Source organism: Enterobacter sp. BIGb0383 (assembly GCF_003751845.1).
GTDB lineage: Bacteria > Pseudomonadota > Gammaproteobacteria > Enterobacterales > Enterobacteriaceae > BIGb0383.
Genome location: NZ_RJKQ01000001.1, coordinates 885,957 through 902,131, shown reverse-complemented (window position 1 = coordinate 902,131; position 16,175 = coordinate 885,957). Strand labels below are relative to the sequence as shown.

At 55.2% G+C, this 16,175-nt stretch carries 15 protein-coding genes, 1 other RNA gene and 1 pseudogene; 9 read left to right on the top strand and 8 right to left on the bottom strand.

The window, feature by feature from the left end; genetic code table 11:
* Positions 1-57 precede the first annotated feature (57 nt).
* Positions 58-164: antisense sRNA RprA (gene rprA, locus EDF81_RS04365), an RNA gene on the bottom strand.
* A gap of 171 nt (positions 165-335) precedes the next feature.
* On the bottom strand, positions 336-1,463 hold the full coding sequence (gene ydiK / locus EDF81_RS04360; protein ID WP_123346590.1) for an AI-2E family transporter YdiK: 1,128 nt from the start codon (positions 1,461-1,463) through the stop codon (positions 336-338).
* A 271-nt stretch (positions 1,464-1,734) separates the two neighbouring features.
* On the opposite strand from ydiK, the gene EDF81_RS04355 reads away from it, so the two are divergent.
* On the top strand, positions 1,735-4,791 hold the full coding sequence (locus EDF81_RS04355) for an FAD-binding and (Fe-S)-binding domain-containing protein (protein WP_123346588.1): 3,057 nt from the start codon (positions 1,735-1,737) through the stop codon (positions 4,789-4,791).
* On the top strand, positions 4,788-5,198 hold the full coding sequence (gene menI, locus EDF81_RS04350; protein WP_123346586.1) for a 1,4-dihydroxy-2-naphthoyl-CoA hydrolase: 411 nt from the start codon (positions 4,788-4,790) through the stop codon (positions 5,196-5,198). The genes EDF81_RS04355 and menI overlap by 4 nt, the downstream gene beginning before the upstream one ends.
* A 37-nt stretch (positions 5,199-5,235) precedes the next feature.
* On the opposite strand, the gene EDF81_RS04345 is transcribed toward menI, so the two are convergent.
* From EDF81_RS04345 to EDF81_RS04330, 4 genes are all read right to left on the bottom strand, one after another.
* A complete protein-coding gene (locus EDF81_RS04345) occupies positions 5,236-5,622 on the bottom strand; it encodes a DUF6515 family protein (protein ID WP_123346584.1) in 387 nt (128 codons plus the stop codon).
* A gap of 210 nt (positions 5,623-5,832) precedes the next feature.
* Positions 5,833-6,561 (bottom strand): hypothetical protein, encoded by a 729-nt coding sequence (locus EDF81_RS04340; protein WP_123346582.1) that lies wholly within the window; start codon positions 6,559-6,561, stop codon positions 5,833-5,835.
* A gap of 275 nt (positions 6,562-6,836) precedes the next feature.
* Positions 6,837-7,226 (bottom strand): tautomerase family protein, encoded by a 390-nt coding sequence (locus EDF81_RS04335; RefSeq protein ID WP_123346580.1) that lies wholly within the window; start codon positions 7,224-7,226, stop codon positions 6,837-6,839.
* Positions 7,226-7,534 (bottom strand): carboxymuconolactone decarboxylase family protein, encoded by a 309-nt coding sequence (locus EDF81_RS04330; RefSeq protein ID WP_123346578.1) that lies wholly within the window; start codon positions 7,532-7,534, stop codon positions 7,226-7,228. The genes EDF81_RS04335 and EDF81_RS04330 overlap by 1 nt, the downstream gene beginning before the upstream one ends.
* Before the next feature lie 100 nt (positions 7,535-7,634).
* Here EDF81_RS04330 and EDF81_RS04325 point away from each other — a divergent pair, with 100 nt between their 5' ends.
* A complete protein-coding gene (locus EDF81_RS04325) occupies positions 7,635-8,519 on the top strand; it encodes a LysR substrate-binding domain-containing protein (protein WP_123346576.1) in 885 nt (294 codons plus the stop codon).
* A 233-nt stretch (positions 8,520-8,752) separates the two neighbouring features.
* Here the strand turns inward: EDF81_RS04325 and EDF81_RS04320 are convergent, their stop codons facing one another.
* The gene (locus tag EDF81_RS04320; RefSeq protein ID WP_148049905.1) at positions 8,753-9,055 is read right to left on the bottom strand and encodes a hypothetical protein; all 303 of its coding nucleotides are present in this window, start codon (positions 9,053-9,055) and stop codon (positions 8,753-8,755) included.
* A gap of 26 nt (positions 9,056-9,081) precedes the next feature.
* Positions 9,082-10,116 (bottom strand): acyltransferase, encoded by a 1,035-nt coding sequence (locus EDF81_RS04315; protein ID WP_184999464.1) that lies wholly within the window; start codon positions 10,114-10,116, stop codon positions 9,082-9,084.
* A gap of 104 nt (positions 10,117-10,220) precedes the next feature.
* Here EDF81_RS04315 and EDF81_RS04310 point away from each other — a divergent pair.
* The 6 genes and pseudogenes from EDF81_RS04310 to sufS all read left to right on the top strand — a co-directional run.
* Positions 10,221-10,685 (top strand): annotated as a pseudogene (locus EDF81_RS04310) (DUF4113 domain-containing protein); the annotation flags it as partial.
* 393 nt (positions 10,686-11,078) lie between these two features.
* Positions 11,079-11,447: a Fe-S cluster assembly scaffold SufA gene (gene sufA, locus EDF81_RS04305; protein ID WP_123346572.1), complete on the top strand. Its 369-nt coding sequence runs from the start codon at positions 11,079-11,081 to the stop codon at positions 11,445-11,447.
* Positions 11,448-11,455: 8 nt separating this feature from the next.
* A complete protein-coding gene (gene sufB / locus EDF81_RS04300) occupies positions 11,456-12,943 on the top strand; it encodes a Fe-S cluster assembly protein SufB (RefSeq protein WP_123346570.1) in 1,488 nt (495 codons plus the stop codon).
* 18 nt (positions 12,944-12,961) lie between these two features.
* On the top strand, positions 12,962-13,708 hold the full coding sequence (gene sufC, locus EDF81_RS04295; protein WP_123346568.1) for a Fe-S cluster assembly ATPase SufC: 747 nt from the start codon (positions 12,962-12,964) through the stop codon (positions 13,706-13,708).
* Positions 13,683-14,954: a Fe-S cluster assembly protein SufD gene (gene sufD / locus EDF81_RS04290; RefSeq protein ID WP_123346567.1), complete on the top strand. Its 1,272-nt coding sequence runs from the start codon at positions 13,683-13,685 to the stop codon at positions 14,952-14,954. The genes sufC and sufD overlap by 26 nt, the downstream gene beginning before the upstream one ends.
* Entirely contained in the window at positions 14,951-16,171 is a 1,221-nt protein-coding gene (gene sufS, locus EDF81_RS04285) for a cysteine desulfurase SufS (RefSeq protein ID WP_123346565.1), read from the top strand. Before sufD ends, sufS begins: the two co-directional genes overlap by 4 nt.
* Positions 16,172-16,175 lie beyond the last annotated feature (4 nt).

The following is a 16,175-nucleotide window of genomic DNA, read 5'->3' as shown; positions in this document are numbered from 1 at the left end:
AGCTAAGCAGACCCATCTCCGGCAGCGGAGGTGGGTTTTTTTGTGGCCGAAAAACGGACAAAAAAAAGCCCATCGTGGGAGATGGGCAAAGACTACACACAGCAATTCGTGTTTCACTCAGGGGATTTCCATGCTTATAAATCAAGACGTTGATTTATAACCGTGGCTTAATAGTAAGCATGGTCAGTTTTTGCGTCGATCGGATTCGTCTCAATAGTTAAAGGGTTATAACGATTTTGCGGATTAAAACCGATTAGTGACGCTGAAGTAAGGGGAAGGAAGCCGTGATTGATAAGAAATGTTAAGGATTGGGCGGGTTTCCCCGCCCGGGGGATTTACTTGTTGTCTCCGGCGTCATCGCTCAGATCGAATTCACTCATCTCTTCCAGCACCCGGTTTGGATCGCGCTCCGGGGCTGGGGCTTCTTTGACCCAGGCATCAAACAGACGCCAGGAGACGGCCAGCAGCACCGGGCCGATAAACAGGCCGATCATCCCGAAGGCGATAAGCCCCCCGATCACGCCGGAGAGGATAAGGATCATCGGCAGGTCGGCGCCCATCCGTATCAGCATCGGACGGATAAAGTTGTCAATGGTGCCCACCACGCAGCTCCACACCAGCAGCACCGTGCCCCATGTGGTATCTCCGCTCCAGTAGAGCCAGATAATCGACGGGATCAGCACCGGCAGCGGGCCCAGCTGTACCAGGCAGGAGAAAATCATCACCACGGTCAGGATCGTGGCGTAAGGCACGCCGGAGATCGCCAGGCCAATCCCGCCCAGCACCGCCTGCACCAGCGCGGTGACTACCACGCCCAGCGCCACGGCGCGGATCGCCTGGGCGGCCAGCAGCACGGCGGCGTCGCCGCGCTTCGCGGCCAGTCGACTCGCAAAGTGGCGGATACCGTAAGCGACTTTTTCACCCTGCCAGTAGAGCAGTGCGCTGAACAGCAGCATCAGGGAACAGTGCATCATAAAGCGGCCAATATGCGCCGCCTGGCCGACAAACCAGGTCGTGGTGGTGCCGACGTAAGGCCGCACTTTCGCCATAATGGCGCTGCCGCCCATCTCCAGCAGACTGTGCCAGCCCGCGTAGAGACGCTCGCCGACCAGCGGAATGCTGTTCAGCCAGTTCAGGTCCGGCAGGGTCATATCACCGGAAGAGATGGAGTGGATCACCGGGCCGCTATTATCGACCAGACTGTTGACCAGCAGGGCAACAGGGATAATAAACAGCAGGAACAGCAGCAGCGTCATTACCAGCACCGCCAGCGACCGACGACCAAACAGCAGGCGCTGCAGACGCAGTAAAATAGGCCAGGTGGCGATAACGATGGTGCCGGCCCAGGCGAAGCCCAGTACAAACGGCGAGACAATCCACAGGCAGGCGACCAGCATAAGCGCTAAAAACAGCACCGACAGCATTATCTGCGGCACATCTCTTGGTTGACTAAGATTACCCATAAAACGATTCACCTTTCCTGTGTGTTAACGCAACAGCGCGGTATTCACTCTGGCTAATGATTAGCTATTCCAGCGGTTTTTAACAGAAAAATCGTGCCGGCAATTCTGCCGGGCAGATAAGAAAAAAATGTGATACAACAAATGACGCAACAGGCAAACGATTAACCCCCAACAACATATACATACCCAAAATAATTCGAGTTGCAGGAAGCCAACGCACATGCAACTTGAAGTATGAAGGGTATAGAGACCGTCAGACAAGGTCACGACAATGATCCCACAAATTTCTCAGGCACCCGGTGTCGTTCAGCTGGTGCTCAATTTTTTGCAGGCGCTGGAGCAACAAGGATTTACCGGTGATACCGCCACGAATTATGCCGACCGGCTAACCATGGCGACCGACAACAGTATTTATCAACTTCTCCCGGATGCGGTGCTGTTTCCGCGTTCAACCGCGGACGTCGCCTTATTATGTCGACTGGCGGCGGAGGAGCGCTTTTCTTCCCTGGTGTTTACCCCTCGCGGCGGCGGTACCGGCACTAACGGTCAGGCGCTAAACCACGGGATCGTGGTCGATCTCTCCCGCTATATGAACCGCATCATTGAGATTAACCCGGAAGAGGGGTGGGTGCGGGTCGAAGCGGGGGTGATTAAGGATCAGCTTAACCAGTACCTCAAACCCTACGGCTACTTCTTTGCCCCGGAACTCTCTACCAGCAACCGTGCGACGCTGGGCGGGATGATCAACACCGATGCGTCCGGGCAGGGTTCGCTGGTGTACGGGAAAACCTCGGACCACGTGCTGGGCGTCCGGGCGGTGCTGCTGGGTGGCGATATGCTCGATACCCGGTCGATGCCGCTGGCGCTGGCGGAAACCCTCGGCGAGGAGCAAAGCGTCAGCGGACGCATTTATCGCACCGTGCTGGAAAGCTGCCGGGATAACCGCCAGCTGGTCATTGATAAATTTCCTAAACTGAACCGCTTCCTGACCGGGTACGATCTGCGCCACGTCTTTAATGACGAGATGACCGAGTTCGATTTAACCCGCATTCTGTGTGGCTCAGAGGGGACGCTGGCCTTTATTACCGAAGCGCGGCTGGATATCACCCCGCTGCCGAAAGTGCGACGGCTGGTCAACGTCAAATATGACTCCTTCGACTCGGCCCTGCGCAACGCGCCTTTTATGGTTGAGGCTAACGCTCTCTCCGTTGAGACCGTTGACTCAACGGTCCTGAACCTGGCGCGGGAAGATATTGTCTGGCACTCGGTCAGCGAGCTGATTACCGACGTGGCGGATAAAACCCTGCTCGGCCTCAATATCGTTGAATTTGCCGGGGATGATGGTGATCTGATTGATTCCCGGGTCCGGGCGCTCTGTCTGCGTCTGGATGAGCAGATTGCGCAGGAGCAGGGCGGGATTATCGGCTGGCAGCTGTGCGAAGAGCTGGCGGGTATCGAGCGCATCTATGCGATGCGTAAAAAAGCCGTTGGCCTGCTGGGCAACGCCAAAGGCGCGGCCAAACCGATCCCCTTTGCGGAAGATACCTGCGTTCCGCCGGAGTCGCTGGCGGACTATATCGTTGAGTTCCGCGCGCTGCTGGACAGCCACGGCCTGAACTACGGCATGTTCGGTCACGTTGACGCCGGGGTGCTCCACGTGCGACCCGCGCTGGATATGTGCGATCCGCAGCAGGAGGTGCTGATGAAGCAGATCTCCGACGATGTGGTCGCCCTGACGGCGAAATACGGCGGCCTGCTGTGGGGCGAGCACGGCAAGGGGTTCCGCGCTGAATACAGCCCGGCGTTCTTTGGCGAGCAGCTCTACGCTGAGCTGCGCAAGATTAAAGCCGCCTTTGACCCGGATAACCGGCTTAACCCCGGTAAAATTTGTCCTCCGGCAGGTATCGATGCGCCGATGATGCAGGTCGATGCGGTCAAACGCGGAACCTGGGACCGGCAAATCCCCATCGCCGTGCGTCAGCACTGGCGCGGGGCGATGGAGTGTAACGGCAACGGCCTGTGCTTTAACTTCGATGTGAAAAGCCCTATGTGTCCGTCGATGAAAATCAGCGGCAACCGAATTCACTCTCCGAAAGGCCGCGCCACCCTGGTGCGCGAGTGGCTGCGTTTGCTGGCGGATCGCGGCGTCGATCCGAACGGGCTGGAAAAAGCCCTGGAGACGCAGCGCCCGAGCCTGCGCACGCTGATTAGCCGCAGCCGCAATAGCTGGCACGCCCGCAAAGGCGAGTATGACTTCTCTCACGAGGTGAAAGAGGCGATGTCCGGCTGTCTGGCCTGTAAAGCCTGCTCCACCCAGTGCCCGATCAAGATTGATGTGCCGGAGTTTCGTTCCCACTTCCTCCAGCTCTACCACTCCCGCTATCTGCGCCCGATGCGTGACCATCTGGTCGCCACGGTGGAAAGCTATGCGCCGCTGATGGCGCGTGCCCCGAAGACCTTTAACTTCTTTATCGGCCAGCCCTGGGTACGCAAGCTCTCGGAGAAGCATATTGGCATGGTCGATCTGCCGCTGCTCTCTGCGCCCTCGCTGCAGCAGCAGATGGTCGGCCATCGCACGGCCAATATGACCCTCGAACAGCTTGAAGCGCTGGGGCCGGACGAGAGAGCGAAAACGGTGCTGGTGGTGCAGGATCCCTTTACCAGCTACTACGACGCGCAGGTGGTCAGTGATTTTATCCGCCTGGTCGAAAAGCTTGGCTATCAGCCGGTTCTGCTGCCGTTCTCGCCGAACGGCAAGGCGCAGCATATTAAAGGCTTCCTGAATCGCTTTGCCCGCACCGCGCAGAAGACTGCCGACTTCCTGAACCGCATCGCGGAGCTGGGAATGCCGATGGTGGGCGTCGATCCCGCTCTGGTGCTCTGTTACCGGGATGAATATCGTCAGGCGTTGGGCGATAAGCGCGGCGATTTCCAGGTCCAGCTGGTGCATGAGTGGCTCTCCGCCACCCGCAGCCCGCAGGCGGATCGACTGCCCGGCGGCGAAGCCTGGTATCTTTTCGGCCACTGTACCGAAGTGACCGCGCTGCCCGCGTCTACGGCCCAGTGGGGGGCTATCTTTGCCCGCTTCGGGGCGACGCTGGAGAACGTCAGCGTCGGCTGCTGCGGCATGGCCGGTACCTACGGTCACGAAGTCAAAAATCACGCTAACTCGCTCGGCATCTACGCGCTCTCCTGGCAACAGGCGATGCAGCGGCTGCCGCGCAACCGCTGCCTGGCGACGGGGTATTCCTGCCGCAGCCAGGTCAAACGTATTGAGGGCAACGGCGTCCGCCATCCCTTACAGGCTCTGCTGGAGATAATCGGATGATCTGGAAACGTCAGGCGACCCTTGAGGCGCTGAACGCCATGGGTGAAGGCAATATGGTGGGTTTGCTGGATATCCGCTTTGAGCGCCTGGAGGACGACCTGCTGGAAGCCACGATGCCGGTCGACGGCCGGACCCATCAGCCCTTCGGCCTGCTGCACGGCGGCGCCTCGGTGGTGCTGGCGGAAACATTAGGCTCGGTGGCGGGCTATCTCTGCACCGAAGGGGAGCAAAAAATCGTCGGCCTGGAGGTCAACGCCAACCATATTCGCGGCGTGCGCAGCGGGCGGGTGCGCGGCGTCTGCCGGGCGCTCCACGTCGGCGGCCGTCACCAGGTCTGGCAAATTGAAATCTTTGATGAACAAGACCGGCTCTGCTGCTCGTCGCGGCTGACGACGTCGGTGGTGTAAACCCGTAACCAAAAAGCGTCCGCAGGGACGCTTTTTGCTATAGCCCCGCCGGACGCGGCACTTCGGTATAGCTGCCGTTAATATCCCGCTGATAGTAATAACCGTCGCGAACGTAATAGCGTTTGCCGTTAAAATCCACCACGTTTAGCGCGGAGCTGGTCTCTCGCGGCGTTTCCACCACCACATACTGCCGATCCTGTCTCTGGTAGTAAATTCCGTTCACCACATAGAACGTCAGTCCGCCGAGCAGTAGCGTGGTAGCAATATCCGGCAGTACGCTGACGCGATGGCCCGGCTTCGGTCCTTCATGGCGCGCAGGTGACTCCATGCGCGGTGAACCATGACCGCCGCCGGGACCAGGACCGGCAAGCGCCGGAAGACTGAGCGTAATAAGCAGCGTGGCCGCGAGTGCTTTAATCGTCATCACAGGAATTCCCTCGCACCTGATAAAGTCTAAAAAAATGCCCCTTACAAACGGGGGTAGTAAGGGGCGAATATAAAGATTATGGAATGATTATCCCGCATAAGCAGGAGTGGTGATTTTACTTAAGGAAAGTGGAGTCTTTATGGAGAGAATGTGAAAGCGTCAGGCGAGAGGGCGTTGAAAAATGCGCCGCCGGGCGGCGCACCAGGATCAGAATTTTTTAACGACGCGATCCACTTTTTCCTCGTAATCACCAGCATTGGCAATACCGCGACCCTGAGAGATCGTGAAATCAACCGCGTAGAGATTTTCCAGGGTGTTCTGGCGGTTGAACTCAATGTAGAGGCGCTCTGACTGACCGGATTCCGTCCCGGCGGCAAGGGTATAGAAGGGAATATAGGACGAGGCGTCGCGGGAAATCGCCGTATTGCTGTAGATCCACAGCAGATTGCCGTTATCGGCAAAGCCCGCGAAGCGCGGTTGACCCAGCACCGAAATCACCTTGCTCTGCGCATCGCCCTGATTCAGGCTGGCGAAGGCATTGTTTTTCGCATTGATGGTGTCGCTTTCGAATTTATTGGTTTCGCGGAAATTGTTGGTGGTGATGGCGTGGTTAACAATCACCCCGTTCGCGTCGTAGGCCACATACATCGAGCGGTGGGCGTAGGTCCCGGTCAACCCGTTCAGATGGCCGGTAAACTGGGCCTGGGCATATTTCCCGTCCGGGAACGACTTCGTAATCACGCTGCGTCCGGTGACTTTCTCGCCAAAGAGTTTTTCCGCATCGGCCAGGGTAGAGGTGCCGTCCACCAGTTTTGCATTCAGCTGCTGGTCGCTGGTGTCCGTATCCGCCAGGGGCTTATTACCGTGAATCCAGGCAGAGCAGGAGGTGAGCGTCAGCGTCAGCAGCGCGGCGGAGATGAGTGCGTTAATTTTCATTCTGGTATCCATATTCCCAATAATGGCTGGCAGGGCGCCAGCAACGTGCAGGTTTTTTATTCCGTCACGTCGTGAATCGACGAGCGGGTCGGCGTATTGCGATGGTCTGCAAACATCAACCGACCCATCCTGACGGCAAAATGAGGAAAGGAAATGAGAAAGTTCGCATTTGGGCTGCGCGACAATTCTATCGCTGAACTGAACAAACAATCTGAAGTTGCTTAAGCCCTGCCGACTCTATAAGGGGTAAGGTTATCAATCACGGCTTTATGGCATCACAATCCCTCCTCAGAGAGTAATCTGCCATTGCTGAAACTCCATTCATCGGCGGTATTAAACTGAATAATCACCATAACATCATGCGGACTGATATTAATCGCCGTGTTGAGTCGAACGCATAATGTGCGGCAGAAATTCTTCTTCTGATCGGCAGAGCGAGGTTTACCTGCGATGACATGGAACTGAATGAAATTGTCGCTGCGCCCATCGCTTTTATAATGGCGATCAAACACACGCCGGTTGGCAGCTAGCGTTTCGAAAACCTGAAACCGGTCATGGGGAGGGACGGCAAATTCTTCCTCAAGACTTTGTTGCAGGATGTCGGATATTTGCACCATTTGCTCATCCCCATAGCCTGGGCCCAGAGTGATACGCGTAAAAGGCATCAGTGTTTATCCTCTTCCAGGCATTCGAAGGCAGAAACCGCCGCAGGCCAGCCGGCGTAAAATGCCAGATGTGTGAACGTTTCCACGATTTCTTCACGGGTCAGCCCATTTTGTTGCGCGAACTGGATATGCCATGGCAACTGCTGCACCCGGCCAAGAGCCGTCAGGGCGCCAAGCGTAATTAAGCTACGTTCGCGTGGGGAAAGGGTTTCGCGTTTCCAGATATCGTTGAAAAGTAAATCCTGACTCAGTTCGGCCAGCTTGGGTGCGACACGGGCCAGGGTTTCGCGATCGAGAGACTTCGTCATAGTGCTTACTCCGTATTGACAGTGAAGTCATTCTGGCGCGATATTTGGATCCTGAAAATTGAATTAATCGAGATGGATAATCCCGGATTTCAGGATCGTGATGAATAAACTTCCTTTGACGTTAGATCTCGATGCACTGCGCAGTTTTGTCACGGGTATTGAGTGCGGCAGTTTTGCGCAGGCAGCAAACCTCCTTTGCCGTTCAACCTCGGCTGTCAGCGCGCAGTTAAAAAAACTTGAACAGCAGTGCGGTGCTGAACTGGTGACCAGGAATGGCCGCCATCTGGCACTGACCCATAGTGGAGAGATCATTATGGGGTATGCCCGCCGACTTTTAGCGCTAAATGATGAAGCGCTGCTATCACTGAATGGCAAGCTCATACAGGGTGAAATACGTATTGGGATGCAGGAAGATTTTGGCGAGTCGCTCATGCCTGGCATCCTCGGTCAGTTCAAACTCCACCATCCAGGGATGCATATTATTGCCCGCATCGATCGTAATCGGGGACTGCTGAATGCGATCGATAATAACGCGCTGGATATGGCACTGCTATGGCAGCCGGAAAATGTGCAGCGCGGAGGTAAACTGATCGGTCAGCAACCGCTAGAGTGGATAACACACCCAAAACTTGATATCAGCACGCTGCTGGCACAGGGCAAGCCATTGCCACTGGTGATGCTTGAGAGTCCGTGCCTGATGCGTTCCCGTGCCATCGAATGTCTGGACCGGGCGAATATCGCCTGGCAAGTGGTCTTTGTCAGCCATAGCCTGAGCGGCATTTGGGCGGCGTTGCAGGCAGGACTGGGTATTACCGTGCGTACACGTATAGGTATGCCCGGTAACTTGCATGTCGCTGGACGTATTTTGCCCCCGCCGGGCAATCTTGGTATTACGCTGGAGCAGGGAGTGGGCAACGACGCCATTCACGGAGCACGAGCGAGGCTGGAACAACTTATGGAAGAAGCGCTGTTAAATGTGTTTTGAGTTCAGTGGTGCACGGCCAATATTAACCGTTGGACTGCGGGTAAGATGCTCACCGATAACACGTTTCTGCTGTAACCTCACTGAGATGCTATCGGACGTCGGGCGTAATGGAAATATGAAACGCACGAAACTGTGGGATGAATTTTGTTATCAGACCGTTTTCATCCTGTATTTCGTGCGATGTGGTTGCCAGAGCTCAGAAAGCGTAACCGCTAAGATCGTCGAGGTTTTCCCTACTTAACAATATTATTAATCTCCGTTTTCCAGAGTCTGTAACCTTGAGCATTAAGATGAATTCCGTCTTCAATGCTGAAGGCCTTCTCAACTCCATTCTTACCGATCATTCCTTCCGGAGTTGGTACCACCGTGCAGTTAGCGGCCGCAGAGCATGCAATATCAATAGCTGAGTTTGCCGAGGCTACATCGCCTTTAACGGACTTATTTACTTCGATGTTAGGCATTAACACGTGAGAAACGAAAACCTTTTTTGCTTTTGATGACGCATAGCTAACCATCTCAGCAACGGACTCGCCCATCCTCATGATAGGGAGGGTGCACCATTTTATCGGGCTGCCACTGAGGATTTAGACCTTGTTGCATTAATGGTTGGGTTTACCACAATTAAGTTAATTGCATATGATATTGCTAATGATAGAGTAAACACTGTCATGGTAATAAATAATGAAGAAATGGCAACTTTTTCATTATACCAATTGTTATCTACGTATTGCATTATAAATTTAAAAACCAATATGTGTATGAGGAATGCCCCGTAAGTGTTTTCAGATACCGAGGAAAGAATTGACTTTAATCTTTCCGATATTGAGAGTGTAAGGTTTTTGAACATAATGCAGAGAGACACAGCGAAAATGAACATATTAACACCAGCGTCGTACAGGGCTAAGTTGGTCTGTATTGCTCCATTGAATTGATAGAAACTAAGTATTGATGTGGCAATATAAGATCCAACAATCAAACACAGACATAACTTCCAACTCGCTTCGCGTATTTTAAATGCAAGCCCACCGACGATGAAGTAAGTAACCCAGACTGGCAATTCAGGTATGTCGATAAAGGGAATGTATTGCTTTAGATATTGGTTATATGCCCTTATGGCAAGGAGCGCGATTATAAAATAAATTGCGCTTCTTTCATCTATTGCTGATATAAAGCGAGAAAGTAGTGGGGATATTAGGTAAATGCCTAATAAAGAGTAAACAAACCAAAAGTGCACCGATATCCCAGTGGGGGCCGACAAACCTATCAAATAACCATCCCACAACATTTTTGCGTCAGTGACACCGAGGGAGATATAGTGCGTCATGAAATGTATAAACGAATACACAAGGAATGGTATAACCAGGAATGGGATTCTTTTTCTATAGAAGGTGAAAATATTATCAATCTTCTGGTTGAGGAGGTACATTCCACTGATTACAAAAAAAACAGGAAGGCCAACCCGCACAAATCCTTGTATCGCGATAGACGTAATTTTTCCGGACTCAGTAATTCCCGGAGGGGTGACGTGTATAGCTATGACAAGGACGCAGCAAAGCACGCGCAGGACATCCATCCCTATGTCTCTTTCTTTTCTCATGATACGGCTCATATGCTGGAAAACGTGGATTATAAACAAAAGCTGAGGGTGTATGTAACGATTTAAAGAAAACATCAGGCACGGAAGGTGAACCTATTCACGAAAGCTATGCCAGCCGGGCGGCGAAGAAGCTGCGCGGCGAGCATCAGTATTGCCGATTTATCTCGGTGTTCGTGAAGACAAGCCCGTTAGCACTGAACGAACCGTATTACGGCAACAGCGCCTCGCTGAAGCTGCTCACGGCGACACAGGATAGCCGGGACATAATTGGCGCGGCCACGCGCTGCCTGGATGCGATCTGGAAGGAAGGCCATCGATATCAGAAAGCAGGTGTGCTACTTGGCGATTTCTTCAGCCAGGGCGTGGCGCAACTAAATCTATTCGACGACAGCGCTCCGCGGCATAACAGCAGCGCGCTAATGGAAGTTCTGGGTCAGCTAAACGCTAAAGACGGTCGCGGGACGTTGTATTTTGCCGGGCAGGGCATACAGCCGCAGTGGCAGATGAAACGCGATATGCTCAGTCCGCGTTACACGACGCGATTTTCTGATTTGCTGGTGGTTCGGTGAAACAGGATAGAGGAGTTTTGGGGCATATTGGGGGCATGAGAAAGTCCCGTTATGTCCATTAATGCCCGACAAGTGAGTAAGTTAACCCCTTGAATTCCCTCTAACTCGCCCAAATCCTCATTTTTCTGCTTCCAATCTCAAAAATAGGCATTATCTATACAACTTTTTCACATTCGTGGTTAAATCTGTGGCACGTAAATATATTCTTTATTTATCAACTAATAAGACCCCGTTTTTTCGGCCTGTGAAGCCCACAGACAGGGTCTATGCTTAAGTAATAGGGTCAAAAAGGGCATTTTTGCGAAAAGCCCCTGCTGGCGTGGGGTTGAAGTGATAATGGTTATCACTAACATAGCGTTATTGCCCTGATGGCTCAGGAGATGAGGTGGACCTATGAATATGCAAGCAGGAACTTTTAACCCCGCCGATTTTGCATGGCGTGGTTTGACGCTGACACCCGAAGCGGCTGAACATATCCGCGCGCTGGCTGCGAAGCAGGACGGCGTGCTGGGCGTGCGGCTGGGGATTAAGCAGACCGGCTGTGCGGGATTCGGCTACGTGCTGGATACCGTGACCGAACCGGAAAAAGACGATCTGGTGTTTGAACGCGACGGCGCGCGTCTCTATGTGCCGCTGCAGGCGATGCCGTTTATCGATGGCACCACCGTGGACTATGTGCGCGAAGGATTAAACCAAATCTTCAAATTTAATAACCCGAAAGCGCAGCACGAATGTGGCTGCGGTGAAAGCTTTGGGGTATAGGCGGTTCTATGTCTCGTAATACTGAAGCAACTGACGATGTCAAAACCTGGACCGGGCCTCTTAACTATAAAGAGGGCTTCTTCACCAGTCTGCAGACCGACGAACTGGCAAAAGGCGTCAACGAAGACGTGGTGCGCGCCATTTCGGCAAAGCGTAATGAACCGGAATGGATGCTTGAGTTCCGGCTGAATGCGTTCCAGGCCTGGCTGAAGATGGAAGAGCCGCACTGGCTGAAAGCCCACTACGATAAGCTCGACTACCAGGATTACAGCTACTACTCCGCGCCATCCTGCGGTAACTGCGACGATACCTGTGCCTCACAGCCGGGTGCCGTGCAGCAGCAGGAAGGCGCTAATGCCTGGCTGACCAGCGAAGTCGAAGAAGCCTTTGAGCAGCTCGGCGTGCCGGTACGTGAAGGGCGTGAGGTGGCGGTCGACGCCATTTTTGACTCCGTCTCCGTTGCAACCACCTATCGCGAGAAGCTGGCAGAGCAGGGGATTATCTTCTGCTCCTTCGGCGAAGCGATCCACGATCACCCTGAACTGGTAAAACAGTATCTCGGCACCGTCGTACCCTCGAACGATAACTTCTTTGCCGCCCTGAATGCGGCGGTGGCCTCCGACGGCACCTTTATCTATATCCCGAAAGGCGTACGCTGCCCGATGGAACTGTCGACCTATTTCCGTATTAACGCGGAAAAAACCGGCCAGTTCGAACGTACTATTCTGATCGCCGATGAAGGCAGCTACGTCAGCTATATCGAAGGCTGTTCCGCCCCGGTTCGCGACAGCTACCAGCTGCATGCGGCGGTGGTGGAAGTGATTATCCATCGCGATGCCGAAGTCAAATACTCCACGGTGCAGAACTGGTTCCCCGGCGATAACAACACCGGCGGTATTCTTAACTTCGTCACCAAGCGTGCGCTGTGCGAAGGCGAGAACAGCAAAATGTCCTGGACCCAGTCGGAAACCGGCTCGGCCATCACCTGGAAATACCCGAGCTGCATTCTGCGCGGCGACAACTCGGTGGGTGAGTTCTTCTCCGTGGCGCTGACCAGCGGCCACCAGCAGGCGGACACCGGCACCAAGATGATCCATATCGGCAAGAACACCAAATCGACGATTATCTCGAAGGGTATCTCCGCCGGTCATAGTCAGAACAGCTACCGTGGGCTGGTGAAAATCATGCCCACCGCGACCAACGCCCGTAACTTCACCCAGTGCGACTCGATGCTGATTGGCCCCGACAGCGGCGCCCATACGTTCCCGTATGTTGAATGCCGCAATAACAGCGCCCAGCTGGAGCACGAGGCCACCACCTCGCGTATCGGTGAAGATCAGCTGTTCTACTGCCTGCAGCGCGGCATCAGTGAAGATGACGCCATCTCTATGATCGTCAACGGCTTCTGTAAGGACGTGTTCTCCGAACTGCCGCTGGAATTTGCCGTCGAAGCGCAAAAACTGCTGGCTATCAGCCTTGAACACAGCGTCGGTTAAGGATTAAAGGAACAATACATGTTAAGCATCAAAGATTTGCAGGTTGCGGTTGATGAGAAAGCCATTCTGCGTGGCCTGAATCTGGAAGTACGTCCTGGCGAAGTCCACGCCATTATGGGGCCAAACGGCTCCGGGAAGAGTACGCTCTCTGCGACCCTGGCCGGACGTGAAGACTATGAAGTCACCGGCGGCAGCGTCGAGTTTAAAGGCAAAGATTTACTGGAACTGTCGCCGGAAGACCGCGCCGGAGAAGGGATCTTTATGGCCTTCCAGTACCCGGTGGAAATTCCCGGCGTCAGTAACCAGTTCTTCCTGCAAACCGCGCTGAACTCGGTGCGCAAGTATCGCGGCGAAGAGAGCCTCGACCGCTTTGATTTTCAGGATCTGATGGAAGAGAAAATCGATCTGCTGAAAATGCCAGAAGACCTGCTGACCCGCTCGGTGAACGTCGGTTTCTCCGGCGGTGAGAAGAAGCGTAACGACATTCTGCAGATGGCGGTACTTGAGCCGGAACTGTGTATTCTGGATGAAACCGACTCCGGGCTGGATATTGACGCCCTGAAGATCGTGGCGGAAGGGGTTAACTCCCTGCGTGACGGCAACCGCTCCTTTATTATCGTGACCCACTATCAGCGCATCCTGGACTATATCAAACCCGATTTTGTCCACGTTCTGTATCAGGGCCGCATCGTGAAATCCGGCGATTTTACGCTGGTGAAACAGCTGGAGGAGCAGGGCTATGGCTGGCTTACCGAACAGCAGTAACGCGCTGCAGCAGTGGCACCACCTGTTCGAAGCGCAGGCCGGTGCCCGCAGCGAGCAGGCTCGCGATCATCTCCAGCAGATGCTGCGCCTCGGTCTGCCGACCCGCAAGCATGAGGACTGGAAATATACGCCGCTGGACGGACTGATTAACGGTCAGTTTGTGGCGGCCACCGCCGGGGTGGATGCTGCACAGCGTGATGCGCTGGCTCTGCCGCTGGATGTGCTGCGCCTGGTCTTTGTCGACGGGGAATTCCGTCCTGAGCTGAGCGACGACACCGCAGGCAGCGGCTTTGAGATCCGCGTGGACGGTTCCCGCGAGACGCTCCCGGCGGCGGTGAAGCCGGAAGTCTTCCTGCATCTGACCGAAAGCCTGGCAACGACCGTGACCCATATCGCGGTGGCGCGCAACCAACAGCCGGCTAAACCGCTGCTGCTGATGCATATCACCCAGGGCGTGGAAGGGAGCGATATTAATACCGCTCACTATCGCCATCATCTGACGCTGGCCGAAGGCGCGGATGCGACGGTGATCGAGCACTACGTCAGCCTGAATGCGCATCGTCATTTCACCGGCTCGCGTATGACCCTGCAGGTCGCGGATAACGCCCGCCTGCAGCACGTCAAGCTGGCCTTTGAAAACCCGCTCAGCTATCACTTTGCCCATAACGACCTGCTGATGGGTAACGACGCCTCGGCGTTCAGCCACAGCTTCCTGCTGGGCGGCGCGGTACTGCGCCACCACACCAGCACCCGTCTGGACGGAGAGAACACCAACCTGGGCATCAACAGCCTGGTGATGCCGGTGGGATCGGAAGTGGCCGATACCCGTACCTGGCTTGAGCATAACAAAGGCTACTGCAACAGCCGTCAGCTGCATAAAGTGATCGTCAGCGATAAGGGCAAGGCGGTCTTCAACGGCCAGATCAACGTGGCGAAGCACGCCATTAAAACCGACGGGCAGATGACCAACAACAATCTGCTGCTGGGCCGACTGGCGGAAGTGGACACCAAGCCGCAGCTGGAGATCTACGCCGACGATGTGAAATGTAGCCACGGCGCCACCATTGGCCGTATCGATGACGAACAACTCTTCTACCTCAGCTCGCGTGGTATAGGTGCACAGGCCGCCCGGGAGATGATTATTTACGCCTTCGCCGCCGAAGTAACCGAAGCCATCGACGACGAAGTGCTAAGAGCGCAGGTGCTGGCCCGCATTGGTCAGCGGCTGCCAGGGGGCAAGGCATGACATTTTCCGTGGAACAGGTTCGGGCCGACTTTCCGGTCCTGACCCGTGAAGTGAACGGACAGCCGCTGGCGTATCTGGACAGCGCCGCCAGCGCGCAAAAACCCAATCAGGTGATTGACGCCGAGGCGGCATTTTACCGCTACGGCTATGCGGCGGTGCATCGCGGTATTCATACCCTGAGCGCCGAAGCGACCCAGCGGATGGAAGCCGTGCGTGCTCAGGCCGCGGCGTTTATTCACGCCGACAGCGCCGATGAAATCGTCTTTGTGCGCGGCACCACCGAAGGCATTAACCTGGTCGCCAATAGCTGGGGTAACGCGAATATCGGTGCCGGGGACAATATTGTAATCAGCGAGCTGGAACACCACGCCAATATCGTGCCCTGGCAGATGCTCTGTCAGCGCACCGGCGCACAGCTGCGTGTTATCCCGCTTCATGCCGACGGTACGCTGCAGATGGACGTGGCGGCGACGCTCTTCGATGAACGTACCCGCCTGCTGGCGATTGCGCAGGTCTCTAACGTCCTCGGCTGTGAAACGCCGCTTGCGGAATTAATCGCCCTGGCCCGTGGCTGCGGCGCAAAAGTGCTGGTGGACGGTGCCCAGGCGGTGATGCATCACCCGGTTGACGTCCAGGCGCTGGACAGCGATTTCTACGTCTTCTCCGGGCATAAGCTCTACGGGCCCACCGGCATTGGCGTGCTCTACGTCAAAGCGGCGATCCTGCAGGATATGCCGCCGTGGGAAGGCGGCGGGGCGATGATCGCCACCGTCAGCCTGACGGAAGGCACCACCTGGGCGAAAGCGCCGGGACGTTTCGAGGCGGGAACGCCGAATACCGGCGGGATTATCGGCCTGGGTGCGGCGCTGGAGTACGTTTCTGCGCTGGGTCTGGAAAATATCCGTGAATATGAACAGGTCCTGATGCACTATGCTCTGGAGCAGCTCGCCAGCGTGCCGGATCTGACCCTCTACGGTCCCGACAGTCGCCTTGGCGTGATTGCCTTTAATCTGGGCAAGCATCACGCCTATGACGTGGGGAGCTTCCTCGATAACTACGGCGTGGCGGTCCGCACCGGACACCACTGCGCGATGCCGCTGATGGCGTTTTACCAGGTCCCGGCCATGTGCCGTGCGTCGCTGGCGATGTACAACACCCATGAAGAAGTCGATCGGCTGGTTGCCGGATTGCAGCGTATCCATCGGCTTCTGGGGTAACAGG

Bases quoted from the DNA above. Each gene is read 5' to 3' on its own strand.
- ydiK (WP_123346590.1), bottom strand. From the start codon at position 1,463: ATGGGTAATCTTAGTCAACCAAGAGATGTGCCGCAGATAATGCTGTCG.
- EDF81_RS04355 (WP_123346588.1), top strand. From the start codon at position 1,735: ATGATCCCACAAATTTCTCAGGCACCCGGTGTCGTTCAGCTGGTGCTC.
- menI (WP_123346586.1), top strand. From the start codon at position 4,788: ATGATCTGGAAACGTCAGGCGACCCTTGAGGCGCTGAACGCCATGGGT.
- EDF81_RS04345 (WP_123346584.1), bottom strand. From the start codon at position 5,622: ATGACGATTAAAGCACTCGCGGCCACGCTGCTTATTACGCTCAGTCTT.
- EDF81_RS04340 (WP_123346582.1), bottom strand. From the start codon at position 6,561: ATGAAAATTAACGCACTCATCTCCGCCGCGCTGCTGACGCTGACGCTC.
- EDF81_RS04335 (WP_123346580.1), bottom strand. From the start codon at position 7,226: ATGCCTTTTACGCGTATCACTCTGGGCCCAGGCTATGGGGATGAGCAA.
- EDF81_RS04330 (WP_123346578.1), bottom strand. From the start codon at position 7,534: ATGACGAAGTCTCTCGATCGCGAAACCCTGGCCCGTGTCGCACCCAAG.
- EDF81_RS04325 (WP_123346576.1), top strand. From the start codon at position 7,635: ATGAATAAACTTCCTTTGACGTTAGATCTCGATGCACTGCGCAGTTTT.
- EDF81_RS04320 (WP_148049905.1), bottom strand. From the start codon at position 9,055: ATGGGCGAGTCCGTTGCTGAGATGGTTAGCTATGCGTCATCAAAAGCA.
- EDF81_RS04315 (WP_184999464.1), bottom strand. From the start codon at position 10,116: ATGAGAAAAGAAAGAGACATAGGGATGGATGTCCTGCGCGTGCTTTGC.
- sufA (WP_123346572.1), top strand. From the start codon at position 11,079: ATGAATATGCAAGCAGGAACTTTTAACCCCGCCGATTTTGCATGGCGT.
- sufB (WP_123346570.1), top strand. From the start codon at position 11,456: ATGTCTCGTAATACTGAAGCAACTGACGATGTCAAAACCTGGACCGGG.
- sufC (WP_123346568.1), top strand. From the start codon at position 12,962: ATGTTAAGCATCAAAGATTTGCAGGTTGCGGTTGATGAGAAAGCCATT.
- sufD (WP_123346567.1), top strand. From the start codon at position 13,683: ATGGCTGGCTTACCGAACAGCAGTAACGCGCTGCAGCAGTGGCACCAC.
- sufS (WP_123346565.1), top strand. From the start codon at position 14,951: ATGACATTTTCCGTGGAACAGGTTCGGGCCGACTTTCCGGTCCTGACC.